Source organism: Bradyrhizobium sp. JYMT SZCCT0180 (assembly GCF_018130165.1).
In the GTDB taxonomy this organism is placed as follows: domain Bacteria; phylum Pseudomonadota; class Alphaproteobacteria; order Rhizobiales; family Xanthobacteraceae; genus Bradyrhizobium.
The window spans coordinates 139871-152376 of the sequence record NZ_JAFCLZ010000023.1 but is presented as its reverse complement, the minus strand read 5'-3'; the positions used below and the strand labels follow the sequence as shown (position 1 = coordinate 152376).

Here is a 12506-nt window from a genome sequence, read left to right as displayed (position 1 = left end):
GCGGGACGCGACGATTCAAACCGCTGATTTGCCCGACGAGGGAAGCGGAATTTTGCCCGTCGGGTTAATTTGTCGCAGCGCGATCACTTACCCTCCCCTGAAGGGTAAGAAAGAAGCTCATCCCTTCTGCCAGATCTCCGGGAACGGTGGTAAGACCTCGCAGTACGGATCGAACTTCCGTCATTTTTGACCGCCATGATAGGATCGGTAGTTTATACGAAGCGTGCCCTCGGAGGGCCGCGATCATTGATTTCAGATCGGCGGTTTTCGGTATGCGAATAAAAAACGCCGCGACACTGTTTGCCATCGGATTTTTGTCCGTCAGTTTTTGGCTGCCTGAGAGCGCGAGATGCCAAACCTCGCTTGCTCCACCGCTTTCGCTGGCCCGGCCGGCACCATCGCCGGACGAGGCTGTGCCGCCGCCTCCGGCGGTCATCCTGGCTTCGCCGCCAGCGGCAGCCGAGGACGCGCCTCCACCGAGGGCAACCGCCAAGCGCGCGGCGTCGCCGGTCGCCAGGGACGCGTTCCCCCCAGCGGCAACCGACGAAGCTCCTCCACCAAAGCCAACCGCCAAGCGTGCGCCACCGCCGCCGGCCAAGGACCCGTTCCCGCCAGCGGCAACCGAGGACGCTCCTCCACCAAGGGCGACCGCCAAGCGCGCCCCGCCGCCGGTGGCCAGGGATGCGTCACCGCCAGCGGCAACCGAAGACGCTCCTCCACCGAGGGCGACTGCCAAGCGCACGGCGCCGCCGGTCGCGAGGGAGACACCGCCGCCGAAACCGGCCGCCGATCACGATGGCTTCATCACCAGCATCGAAGACGAACCGGCTTCAACGTTACCCGTCAGCCCACGCACAGCTAAACGGTCGAAGCCGATGAAAGAGCCCGACAGCATCGCCGGGCAACCGTGGGCCGATTCTGCGGAAGATGTGCAGCTCAGGCGCAAGCTGACGATCTGCCGCGACTGCAAATAATGGCGCCCGAAATGATGGGGAGATTCACCCCTTCGGCGGATCGAGCCGCTGCAAAATTTCCTGGAACGGCGGAAGCGCCTCGCAGCGCGCTGCATGGGCCTGCAGCGCCGGATAGCGCGCATCGAACAGCGATGGGTGCGCCTCGCTGATGAAGCGCAACGCGCAGGCCACCATGATATCGGCGTGGCCGATGCGTTCCCCGAACCAGTAAGGCGTCGGGATCGGCTCGCGCTCTCTCTCCAGCATCGCGAGCACGCCGCCGATCTGCGTCTGGCAGCGCTCGACCCAAAGCGCGAGCTGTTCCTTGCGCAGCACCCGCTCATAGATCAGGCTGACCGCCTTGTCGGCGAGGCCGCTACCGAGCGCGCAGATCCGCAATTGCCGGCGGCGCGCCTCGCCGCGCCCGGCCATCATCGCCGCTTCCGGGCCGACCAGTTCATCGAGCGCATCCAGGATCGCAGCGCTCTCGATGACAGCCTCTCCGCTGCCAAGCACCAGCGTCGGCACCCGGCGCAACGGGTTATACGGCGCGATCTTGTCCGCATCGCCGAAGGTCGACCACGGCCTGTGCTCGAACGGCAGGCCATACAGCCGCAGCGCGATTGCGACGCGACGGACGAAGGGGGAGTCGTATTGGCCGATCAGGAACATGGTGTGTCTGTACCCTGCTTGTCATGGCCGGGCTTGACCCGGCCATCCACGTCTTTCTTACTGCCAGACCTTAAAGACGTGGATGCCCGGATCAAGTCCGGGCATGACATTCGAGACCGAAGGATCGACATGCGCCTATCCCTCACCGTCCTGACGCTGTCAGCATTGTTCGCCACCGCAGCTCACGCCCAGAGCGGCCCCGTCGGCTTCCAGTCGCCATCGAAAAACATCGCCTGCGCCTATCTCGACGACGACAAGCAAAACACGCTCCGCTGCGACATCATGGAAGCCACGGTGAATGCGCGCCGGCCGGCCGAATGCGATCTGGAATGGGGCAAGGCGTTCGAGATGCGACCCAGGGGCAACGCCGTGCGCCTGTGCTACGGCGACACGGTGATGGATCCCAGGATGCCGATGCTGGCCTATGGCGAGGTCTGGCAGCGCGGCGGATTTACCTGCACGTCGGAGCAGTCGGGCGTGACGTGCTTCAATGCGGACAGGCGCGGGTTTTCGATCTCGCGGGCGAAGCAGGATTTGTTTTGAGGGCGCCTCACCCCACAGTGTCATGTCATACTCCGCGAAGGCGGAGTATCCAGTACGCTGCGGCCGCGCGGTTCTATCACTGATGGCTCTGGAATACTGGATCCTCCGCCTTCGCGGAGGATGACAGCGGTGGTCACTCAATCACCGGCACATGCCTCGCCGCGTCGCGCGGCGCGGCGCCATCAATCCGCGGATCGTCCTCGATTTCGATCTGCCTAAGGAACGCACGGAAACCCGAGCGCAGATAGAACGCCACCGCGCCGGGATGATCGTGGGTGCAGGTGTGCAGCCAGAGCCGCGCGATCGGCCGCGACCAGGCGAGCTCCAGGGCGCGGTTCATCAGCCAGCGGCCGGCGCCGCTGCCGACCAGCTTTGCGGTAACGCCGAAGAAGACGATCTCGCAATGCCCGGCCTCGCGGAAATCCAGCTCCAGCAGGCCTTCGTCGCGGCCGTCGTGCTCCAACGCGTAGACTTCCACCAGCGGCGAATGGATGATCCCTGCGAGTTTGTTGTCGTCCATGCGCGCCCGTGAAATCCATAGCCATTCCTCGCCGACGCGGCGGAACAGTTCGCGATACCAGTCGAGCGCGGGCGTCTCGACCCGGCGCAGCGTCCATGCGCCCTCAGGGTCGGACGGGATCGCGGGAAGTTCGGTCATCTCCAGATGCGTAACGACGGTGGCGATCTTGCCGGCGGAGACGTCGTGAGTGCCGTCGGGTAGGATCATGCGTTCGCTCGCTGCCAGAGGACATCGACCTGCCCGCCACGCGGGAGGCGGACAGTCAATGTCAGTCGATCCTGAATAAGTTCGAAGAACCGTTCCTGATCAGTCCCGTTCCAATTCGGAAAGGAGCTGGCTTCGACGTGGATAGCAAGAACCCGGCGGGGTTCGTCGATGACGTAGGTGCCGAAATAGGTGATGGCTCCAAGCGCGGTCTTTTTTGCCTCCTCCGCCGATATCTGCGCGATCTGGCCGAAGTTCTCGATCTGGTAGTTGACGCGATCCGAGCGCATGACCGAAATCATGTAGTGGCCGACCGTATCGAAGAAGGCCAGGCCCTGGGGACTCTCGCCGAATTGCTCAAGTTTGGTTCCATCACCGTTGGTCTGCTTCCATGAGACAAGGGTCCAGGCGCCGGCAAGCTGCTCCGTGAGCGGTCTTCCGGCGTCACCTTGCGTCATCAGCCTTCCCCCTCATCGCTCGCCAGCAATCCCTTCACCGCCCTCGCCCATCCCGCGAGTTTCCGCTCCCGCGTCGCCGCACTCATCGCCGGCTTGAACCTGTGCTCCAGCCGCCAATTGTCGGCGAACTTTGCGGGCTCGGGATAGACGCCCGCCTGCAGACCGGCGAGATAGGCGGCGCCGAGCGCGGTGGTTTCCTGGATCATCGGGCGATCGACGGGGGCGTCGAGCAGGTCGGCGAGGCGCTGCATGGTCCAGTCGGAGGCGGTCATGCCGCCGTCGACGCGGAGCACGTTGGCGGCTTTTTCGCCCGGCCAGTCGGCGCGCATCGCCTCGCGCAGATCGTAGGTCTGGTAACAGACGCTTTCGAGGGCGGCGTGCGCGAGTTCGGCGGGGCCGGTGTTGCGGGTGAGGCCGAACAGCGCGCCGCGGACGCGCGGATTCCAGTACGGCGCCCCCAGGCCGACAAAGGCGGGCACCAGATAGACGCTCTGCATGGAATCGGATTTGTCGGCGAGCGGGCCGGTTTCTGACGCCTGCTTGATGATGCCGAGACCGTCGCGCAGCCATTGCACGGCCGAGCCGGCGACGAAGATCGAGCCTTCGAGTGCGTAGGTGCGCTTGCCGTTCAATTGATAGGCGATGGTGGTGAGCAGCTTGTTCTTCGAGGCCACCGGCGTGGCGCCGGTGTTGAGCAGGGCAAAACAGCCGGTGCCGTAGGTCGATTTGATCATGCCGGGCGTGAAGCAGGCCTGGCCGATGGTCGCAGCCTGCTGGTCGCCGGCGATGCCGGATATCGCGATCGCGCCACCGAACAGGCCTGGCTCGCTCTCGCCGAACTTGGCGGAGGAATCCTTCACCTCTGGAAGCATCGAGCGCGGCACGCGCAGCAGTTTTAGCAGGTCGTCGTCCCATTCGCCGGTGTGAATGTTGAACAGCAGCGTGCGCGAGGCGTTGGTGGCGTCTGACGCGTGCACCTTGCCGCCTGACAGGCGCCACAGCAGATAGCAATCCACGGTGCCGAACATCAATTCGCCGCGCGCGGCGCGTTCGCGCGCGCCGGGCACGTGGTCGAGGATCCAGGCGACTTTCGTGCCCGAGAAATAGGGATCGATGATCAGGCCTGTCTTGGCCGAGATCGCAGGCTCATGGCCTTCGGCCTTCAGCTTGGCGCAGATGTCGGCGGTGCGGCGGTCCTGCCAGACGATGGCGCGGTGCACGGCCTGACCGGTGGCGCGGTCCCACACCACAGTGGTCTCGCGCTGGTTGGTGATCCCGATCGCGGCGATGTCCTTTGCCGTCAGGCCGGCTTTTTCCAGCGCCTCGCGGCAGACCATCACCGTCGAGGTCCAGATATCCTCCGGCTCGTGCTCGACCCAGCCCGAGGCCGGGAAATGCTGCGGGAATTCCTGCTGCGCCGTGGCGGCGATCGAAATGTCTGATCGAAACACGATGGCGCGCGAGGATGTGGTGCCCTGATCGATGGCCAGCACAAAGGACATGATGGTGCTTCCCGGAAAGGTTGGTGGTGGCCGAGAGGCAATCCGATTGAGAGGCGAAGGTCAATATGGGGAGCGGCGGTGCGCTCCCTCTCCCGCACTTGCGGGGGAGGGTTGGGGTGGAGGCTCGCGCGGCGATGGGACTCGTGGAGAGAGCCCCCACCCGCCTCGCTTTGCTCGGCACCCTAAGAGCGAGGTTCGCTCGTCTCGACCCCCGCACGCGGGAGAGGGAAGAAGAAAACTACGTCGCCGCCGTCGTCACCCCACCATCAACCACAATCGTCTGGCCGGTCATGAACGTGGAGGCATCCGACGCCAGATACGCCACCGCGCCCGCAATCTCGTCGGGTTCGCCGATGCGGCGCAGCGGCGTGGAAGCCGTGCGGCGCTTGAGGTTTTCAGGGTCTTCCCACAACGCCTTGGCGAAATCGGTTTTCACGAGGCCCGGCGCCACGCAATTGACGCGGACGCCTTTCGGACCCCATTCGCCGGCAAGGCTGCGGCACAGCGAGAAATCCGCCGCCTTGGAGATGCCGTAGGCGCCGATCACGGTGGAGCCGCGAAACCCGCCGATCGAGGAGATGATGACGACCGAGCCGTTGCCGCGTTCCGCCATCTGCGGGATCGCCTGCGCGCACAGCCAGATGTTGCTCTTGACGTTGGAGCCCATGATCTTGTCGAAGGCCTCGTCCTTGATGTCGAGCAGCGGGCCGTAATACGGATTCACCGCGGCGTTGCAGACCAGGATGTCGACCTTGCCGTAATGTTTGGTGGTGCCCGCGATCAGCCCGTCGACTTCCTCGCGGCGCGAGATGTTGCAGGGAATGACATGGGCATCGCCGCCTGATTTCTTGATGCCTTCGGCGACTTCGTGACAGGCATCCGCCTTGCGGCTGGAGATCACGACCTTGGCGCCGAGCTTTGCCAGCAGTTCCGCCGAGGAGCGACCGATGCCGCGGCTCGAGCCGGTGATGACGGCGACCTTGCCGGTGAGATCGAACGGGGTTCCCTTCACGATACGCTCCCTTGTTTTTCTTGCTTCGCGAATTGCAACAACTCGTCATGCCCGGGCTTGACCCGGGCATCCATCTTTTCAAGAGCGATGGATTGCCGGGTCAAGCCCGGCAATGACAGTTGACCTAGATCAACCCACCCGCGTCGGTGACGCGGCGGAGATGGTAATCCGTGTCGCCAAAAGTGTTCTCGATCATGGTCAGGCGCTTGAAGTAGTGGCCGATCTTGGCTTCCTGGGTCATGCCGATGCCGCCATGGAGCTGGATCGACTGCTGGCCGACGAACTTCAGCGATTTTCCAATTTGCACTTTGGCGGCGGCGACCGCGGTGGCGCGTTCCTTGGCGTTGTCGAAATCGGCCGCCATGGTCGCGAACATCGACATGCTGCGGGCCTGTTCGACGGCGACGAACATGTCGGCGGCGCGGTGCTGCAGGGTCTGGAAGGTGCCGATGGCGACGCCGAACTGTTTTCGCGTCTTCAGGTACTCGACCGTGGATTTCAGCGATTCATCCATCGCGCCCACGGCCTCCGCGCACATCGCGGTGCGGGCGTCGTCGACCACGCGCTCGATCAGTTCTAGCGCGTTCTCGGGATCGCCGATCGCGGCCTCGGCGCCAACTTCGACGCCGGTCAGCGTGATGTCGGCGGCGTGCAGGCCGTCCTGGGTCGGATAGCCCTTGCGGCCGACGCCCTTGGCGTTGGCGGGCACGAGGAACACGCCGATGCCGTTTCTGTCGCGCCGTGCGCCTGACGTGCGCGCGGTGACGATCAGGGTGTCGGCGTTCTCGCCGTTGATCACGACGAATTTTTCGCCGTCGATCACCCAGCCGGCACCCTTCTTCTTCGCGGTCGTCGCGACGTCGGAGAGATCGTAGCGCGAGTTCTTCTCGAGCTGCGCAAACGCAAAGGTCTTGCTGCCGTCGATGATAGCAGGAATATGCGCGGCCTTCTGCTCGGCCGAGCCGCCATGGCGCAGGAAGCCGCCGGCGATCACGACTGTGGCGAGATAAGGCTCCAGCACCAGCGCCTTGCCCATCGCCTCCATCACGATCGCGGTTTCCACCGCGCCGGCGCCGAAGCCGCCGTCTTCTTCCGAGAACGGAAGGCCGAGCAGCCCCTGTTCGGCAAGCTTGCCCCACACGGTCTTGCTCCAGCCGCCCTTCTCGGCGCGGTATTTCTTGCGCGCCTCGAAGTCGTAGGAATCGTTGAGGAGACCGTCGACGCTTTCCTTGAGAAGCCGCTGCTCCTCGGACAAATCAAAATCCATGTTCGTTACTCTCTCCGGCTATCGATGCAGGGCGACGCTCTCGCCCCATTTTCCCCTCGTCATCCCCGCGAAAGCGGGGATCCAGTAATCGCCGGCGTTTGTCGTAACCTTCGCCGCCGCGGCGTACTGGGTCCCCCGCATTCGCGGGGGACGACAGCTGTTGTGTGTTGCGCAGTACGCCTTACAGCCCCAACACCGCCTTGGTGATGATGTTGCGCTGGATCTCGTTGGAGCCGCCGTAGATCGAGACCTTGCGGTTGTTGAAGTAGCTCGGCGCGATCTGGGCGGTCCAGTCCATCGCCTCGTTGGAGCCGTCGTCGCCATGCTCGTCATAGGGCGCGGCGAACGGGCCGATCACTTCCATCAAAAGCTCGGTGGTGGTCTGCTGGATTTCCGAGCCCTTGATCTTCAAGACCGAGGACGCCGGGTTGGGCTTGCCCTTGCCGTGCTTGCCTTCGTCGGCGACGACGCGCAGCTGGGTCAGTTCGAGCGCCTTCAGCTCGATCTCGCAGGCGGCGAGTTTTTCGCGGAAACCCTGGTCCTCGAGCACCGGCTTGCCGTTGGATTCGACCTTGGCGGCGAGATCCTTGATGCGGCGCAGCCGCTCCTTGGAAACGCCGACCCGGGCGATGCCGGTGCGCTCATTGCCGAGCAGGAATTTGGCGTAGTCCCAGCCCTTGTTCTCCTCGCCGATCAGGTTCTCGACGGGCACCTCGACGTCGTCGAAGAACACTTCGTTGACCTCATGGCCGCCGTCGATGGTCTCGATCGGGCGCACCGTGATGCCCTTCGACTTCATGTCGAACACGATGAAGGAGATGCCCATCTGCTTCTTGGCGTTATTGTCGGTGCGGCAGAGGCAGAAGATCATGTCGGCGTGCTGCGCCAGCGTGGTCCAGGTCTTCTGGCCGTTGATGATGTACTTGTCGCCCTTACGTTCGGCCTTGGTCTTCAGCGAGGCGAGGTCCGATCCGGAGCCCGGCTCCGAAAAGCCCTGGCACCACCAGTCGTCGACATTGGCGATGCGCGGCAGATACTGCTTCTTCTGCGCTTCATTGCCGAAGGTGTAGATGACCGGGCCGACCATGCTGACGCCAAAGGCGAGCGGCGCCGGCGCCGGATGCATCTGCAGTTCTTCGTTGAAGATGTAATGCTGCACGGAGCTCCAGCCGGTGCCGCCATATTCCTTCGGCCAGTGCGAGACGCCCCAGCCCTTCTTGTTCAGGATGCGCCACCAGGTCACCATCTCGTCCTTGGACAGGTGGCGGCCTTCCTGCAGCTTGCGCCGGGTATCCGGCGGCACGTTGTCTTTGAAGAAGGCCCGCACTTCCTCACGAAACGCTATTTCTTCCTTGCTGAAAGCGAGATCCATCGGATCCTCCTTACTGAGCTGACCGTTGTTTGGGTTGGGCCGTCTGCGGCGAAGGTTGCCGCAGACGCAATTCATGACGCGACAATTTTCCGACCGGCGTACGCGGCAGTTCATCGACGAAATCGAGTGCGGCCGGGATTTCATGCTTGCCGAGCTTGCCGGTGAGGAAGGCGCGCAGCTCTTCCAGCGCGAACGGTTTTGCGTCCGCGCGCAGCTTGATGAAGGCCTTTGCGGCTTCGCCGCGATAATCGTCGGGGATACCGATCACGATCACTTCCTGCACCGACGGGTGGGTGTAGATCGCCTGCTCTATCATCTGCGGATAGACGTTGAAGCCACCGGAGATGATCATGTCCTTCTTGCGGTCGACCAGGTAGAAATAGCCGTCGCCATCCATGTAGCCGATGTCGCCGGTCAGGAAGCGGTCGCCGACGAACGCTTCGGCGGTTTCCTGCGGCCGGTTCCAGTAGCCTTTTGTCACATTCGGCCCGCGGATGCGGATTTCGCCGACCTCGCCGACCGGCATCAGTTGCTTGGGATCGTCGAGCGACACCACGTCCATCTCGATTCCAGGCAGCATCAAACCAATGGAGCCGGGCTTGTCCGGGCCTTCCTTGGGATGCGCGGTGCCGGGCGAGCAGGTTTCGGTCATGCCCCAGCCGCTCTTCAGCTTCATCCCGACCCGTTGCTCGAGGATCCGCGCGACCTCGACCGGCAGCGGTGCGCCGCCGGAGCCGACGCTGACCAGCGATGACAGATCGCGCTTGTCGAGATCGGGCAATGCCGCGATCGCGATCCACATCGTCGGTACCCCGGGGAACGCGGTGGCGCGCTTGGTCTCGATATCGCGCATGACGGACTCGACATCAAAGCGTTGATGCAGCGAGATCAGATGGCCGCGCCGGATCGAGGACAGCAGCACCACTGTCAGCGCATAGATATGGAACAGCGGCAGCACGCAGATCACGCGCTCGATCGGATTGTTGCGCTCGGCGCGCGACGGCTTGCCCCAGACGTCGTAGACCGAAACGGCAGACGTCAGGTTGCCGTGGCTGAGCATGGCGCCCTTGGGCAGGCCCGTGGTGCCGCCGGTATATTGCAGCAGCGCGACATCGTCGGCGCTCATGACAGGCCATTGCGCAGGCTTGGCCGCGCCGTCGATGAATTGCCTGCAGGTGATGACGGCCGGATTATCAGGCAATGCCGTCTGCGGCGTGCCGACCTTGCCCCAATCATCGTCCTCGCAAACGATGAGGCGATCGAGCAGGCCCTTGTCGAGAAATTTCAGCGCGGTCGGCAACAGCGCCGACAAATTGCTGGTGACCAGCACACGCGCGCCGGAATCCGAGAGCTTGTGCGACAGCGCGATTTCACCGTCGAGCGGCGACAGGTGCACGATGCGGGCACCGGCTTTCAGCGCGCCGAAGAAATTGACGGGATGGTCCGGCGAATTGCCGAGGAACAGCGCGACCGAATGATCCTTGCCGTAGCCGGCGCGAAGGAAGGCCGAGGCTGCCGTCTCCACCAGGGATTCGAGCGCCGCGTAGCTGATCGGCCGGTCGCGGAATTCAAGCGCCGGGCGCGATCCGAACTCGGCGGCGGCTGCCGACAACAAATCAGGCAGCGTGCCACGCGGCAGCGGATCGTCCCAGTGCACGCCGCGCGGATAGAACTGTTCGCCGGGATGGGTCATGAACGCCTTAGCAGAACATTAGAGAGTTGCCGTCATTCCGGGGCGAGCGAAGCGAGAGCCCGGAATCCATAACCACGATCGGGAGTATGGATTCCGGGCCTGCGCCAAGTGGCGCATCCCGGAATGACGAAGGGTGAGGGTAACGCCCCATCAAGCCGCTTTCGACTGCGCCAGCGACGCGAACGTCTTGCCTTCCGCAGCGAGACGCTTGAGCAGCGGCGCGGGTTCGAGCGAGGGATCGTTGGTCTCCTTGGCGTAGTACGACAGGCGATCCGCGATGTGCTTGAGGCCGACCTGGTCGGCATAGAACATCGGGCCGCCGCGATAGATCGGCCAGCCATAGCCATAGAGCCAGATCACGTCGATATCGCTTGGACGCGCCGCGATGCCTTCTTCGAGGATCCGCGCGCCTTCGTTGATCATCGGGTACATCATGCGCTCGAGGATTTCGTCGTCGCTGACGACACGGGTCTTGCGGCCGAGGCGCTGCAGGGTTTCGGTGATCAACTTCTCGACTTCCGGATCGGGCATGGGCGAACGCGAGCCGCCTTCATACTTGTAATAGCCCTTGCCGGTCTTCTGGCCGAAGCGGCCGGCTTCGCACAGCGCGTCGGCGATTTCCGACTTGAGGCCGCGGTCTTTCCGCGAGCGCCAGCCGATGTCGAGGCCGGCGAGATCGCCCATCGCGAACGGGCCCATCGGCATGCCGAATTTCGTCACGACAGCATCGACCTGCTGCGGCAAGGCGCCTTCGAACAACAGCTTTTCCGACTGCTTGCCGCGCTGGGCGAGCATGCGGTTGCCGACAAAGCCGTCGCAGACGCCGACCACCGCCGGAACCTTTGCAATTTTGCGGGCGATCGAGACGGCCGTGGTCAAGGCATCCGGCGCGGTCTTGTCGGCGCGCACGATCTCGCACAGCTTCATCACGTTGGCCGGGGAGAAGAAGTGCATGCCGAGCACGTCCTGCGGACGGCTGGTGACCTTCGCGATCTCGTCGATGTTGAGATAGGAGGTGTTGGAGGCGAGCACGGCGCCCTTCTTGGCGTATTTGTCGAGCGCGGTGAACACTTCCTTCTTGATCGCCATGGTTTCGAACACGGCTTCGATCACAAGGTCAGCGTCCTTGACGTTCTCGAGGCCGACCACGCCGGTGATCAGGCCCATGCGCTTGGCCGGAGCGTCGGCTGGGATGCCACCGCGCGCGGCGGTCGCCTCGTAATTCTTCTGCATCACGCCCATGCCGCGCTTGAGCTGCTCTTCGCCGGTTTCGATCAGCGTCACCGGGATACCGGCATTGGCGAACGACATCGCAATGCCGCCGCCCATGGTGCCGGCACCGATGATGGCGACGCGCTCGACATTGCGCGGTTTTGTGCCCTCGGGAACGCCGGCGACTTTTGCCGCCTCGCGCTCGCTGAAGAAGGCGTAGCGCTGCGCCTTCGACTGGTCTGACGACACCAGCTTGAGGAACCCTTCGCGCTCCTTCTTCAACCCTTCGTCGAACGGCAGTTCGATCGCGGCGCGCACGGCATCCGCGGCGGCGAACGGCGCTTCCAGCCCGCGCGCCTTTTTGGTGAGGGCGGCGACGGCGTTGGTGAAGATCGAAATGTCGGCTTTCGCCGCGGCGAGCTTTGAATCGTCGTCGCGCAGCTTGCGCAGCGGGCGCTTCTCCGCCAGCACCTTGAGGGCAAAGGCCTCACCGCCCGAGGCCGGGCCTTCGACGATTTCCTCGATCAGGCCGTTCTTGAGCGCATCGGCGGCGCTGATCGGATCGCCGCTGACGATCATCTTGACCGCCATTTCCGGGCCGATCGCGCGCGGCAGGCGCTGGGTGCCGCCGGCGCCCGGCAACAGGCCGAGTTTCACTTCGGGCAGGCCAAGTTTTGCCTCTTTGGTCGCGACGCGATAGTGGCATGCCAGAGCGACTTCGAGACCGCCGCCAAGCGCGGTGCCGTGGATGGCGGCAATGATCGGCTTCGGCGAGTTCTCCATCGCGACCAGCACTTCATGCAGGCCGGGCGGCTTCGGCGGCTTGCCGAATTCGGTAATGTCGGCGCCGGCGATGAAGGTGCGGCCGCCGCAGGTCAGCACGATCGCCTTTACCTCGGGATCAGCGATCGCGGCCTTCATGCACTCGAAAATGCCGCCACGCACGGCGGCGCTGAGCGCGTTTACCGGGGGGCTGTTGACCGTGACGATGGCGATGGCGTCATGACGTTCGAGTTTTACAACTTCGTTCACGGGACTCTCCCTATGCCTGTTCTTGATTGCCACTCGAACTTGCGTTGAGTGGCTACGGCGTTTTGT

The 12506-nt window shown here is 63.8% G+C and carries 11 protein-coding genes; 2 read left to right on the top strand and 9 right to left on the bottom strand.

From position 1 onward, the window contains the following. Window positions 1–190 (top strand): hypothetical protein (locus JQ641_RS29715; RefSeq protein WP_211999413.1); only part of this gene is annotated, 190 nt, incomplete at its 5' end. 808 nt (window positions 191–998) lie between these two features. Here the strand turns inward: JQ641_RS29715 and JQ641_RS29710 are convergent. Continuing rightward, window positions 999–1625, bottom strand: a complete 627-nt coding sequence (locus tag JQ641_RS29710) for a glutathione S-transferase family protein (protein WP_211999412.1) — start codon at window positions 1623–1625, stop codon at window positions 999–1001. A 129-nt stretch (window positions 1626–1754) separates the two neighbouring features. On the opposite strand from JQ641_RS29710, the gene JQ641_RS29705 reads away from it, so the two are divergent. Next, entirely contained in the window at window positions 1755–2168 is a 414-nt protein-coding gene (locus JQ641_RS29705; RefSeq protein ID WP_211999411.1) for a DUF6636 domain-containing protein, read from the top strand. A 133-nt stretch (window positions 2169–2301) separates the two neighbouring features. Here the strand turns inward: JQ641_RS29705 and JQ641_RS29700 are convergent, their stop codons facing one another. The 8 genes from JQ641_RS29700 to JQ641_RS29665 all read right to left on the bottom strand — a co-directional run bounded on the left by JQ641_RS29700 (window position 2302) and on the right by JQ641_RS29665 (window position 12440). Next, window positions 2302–2895, bottom strand: a complete 594-nt coding sequence (locus tag JQ641_RS29700) for a GNAT family N-acetyltransferase (RefSeq protein ID WP_211999410.1) — start codon at window positions 2893–2895, stop codon at window positions 2302–2304. Next, window positions 2892–3350, bottom strand: a complete 459-nt coding sequence (locus JQ641_RS29695) for a lipocalin-like domain-containing protein (protein ID WP_211999409.1) — start codon at window positions 3348–3350, stop codon at window positions 2892–2894. The genes JQ641_RS29700 and JQ641_RS29695 overlap by 4 nt, the downstream gene beginning before the upstream one ends. After that, window positions 3350–4852 (bottom strand): glycerol kinase GlpK, encoded by a 1503-nt coding sequence (gene glpK, locus JQ641_RS29690; protein WP_211999408.1) that lies wholly within the window; start codon window positions 4850–4852, stop codon window positions 3350–3352. The genes JQ641_RS29695 and glpK overlap by 1 nt, the downstream gene beginning before the upstream one ends. Window positions 4853–5090: 238 nt before the next feature. Continuing rightward, window positions 5091–5864, bottom strand: coding sequence for an SDR family NAD(P)-dependent oxidoreductase (locus tag JQ641_RS29685; RefSeq protein ID WP_211999407.1), 774 nt, complete (start codon window positions 5862–5864; stop codon window positions 5091–5093). Between the two features lie 124 nt (window positions 5865–5988). Beyond that, window positions 5989–7131: a pimeloyl-CoA dehydrogenase small subunit gene (gene pimD / locus JQ641_RS29680; RefSeq protein WP_211999406.1), complete on the bottom strand. Its 1143-nt coding sequence runs from the start codon at window positions 7129–7131 to the stop codon at window positions 5989–5991. 181 nt (window positions 7132–7312) lie between these two features. After that, a complete protein-coding gene (pimC, locus tag JQ641_RS29675; RefSeq protein WP_211999405.1) occupies window positions 7313–8503 on the bottom strand; it encodes a pimeloyl-CoA dehydrogenase large subunit in 1191 nt (396 codons plus the stop codon). A 10-nt stretch (window positions 8504–8513) separates the two neighbouring features. Then, window positions 8514–10196 (bottom strand): dicarboxylate--CoA ligase PimA, encoded by a 1683-nt coding sequence (pimA, locus tag JQ641_RS29670; protein WP_211999404.1) that lies wholly within the window; start codon window positions 10194–10196, stop codon window positions 8514–8516. A gap of 150 nt (window positions 10197–10346) precedes the next feature. Further along, entirely contained in the window at window positions 10347–12440 is a 2094-nt protein-coding gene (locus JQ641_RS29665) for a 3-hydroxyacyl-CoA dehydrogenase NAD-binding domain-containing protein (RefSeq protein ID WP_211999403.1), read from the bottom strand. Window positions 12441–12506 lie beyond the last annotated feature (66 nt).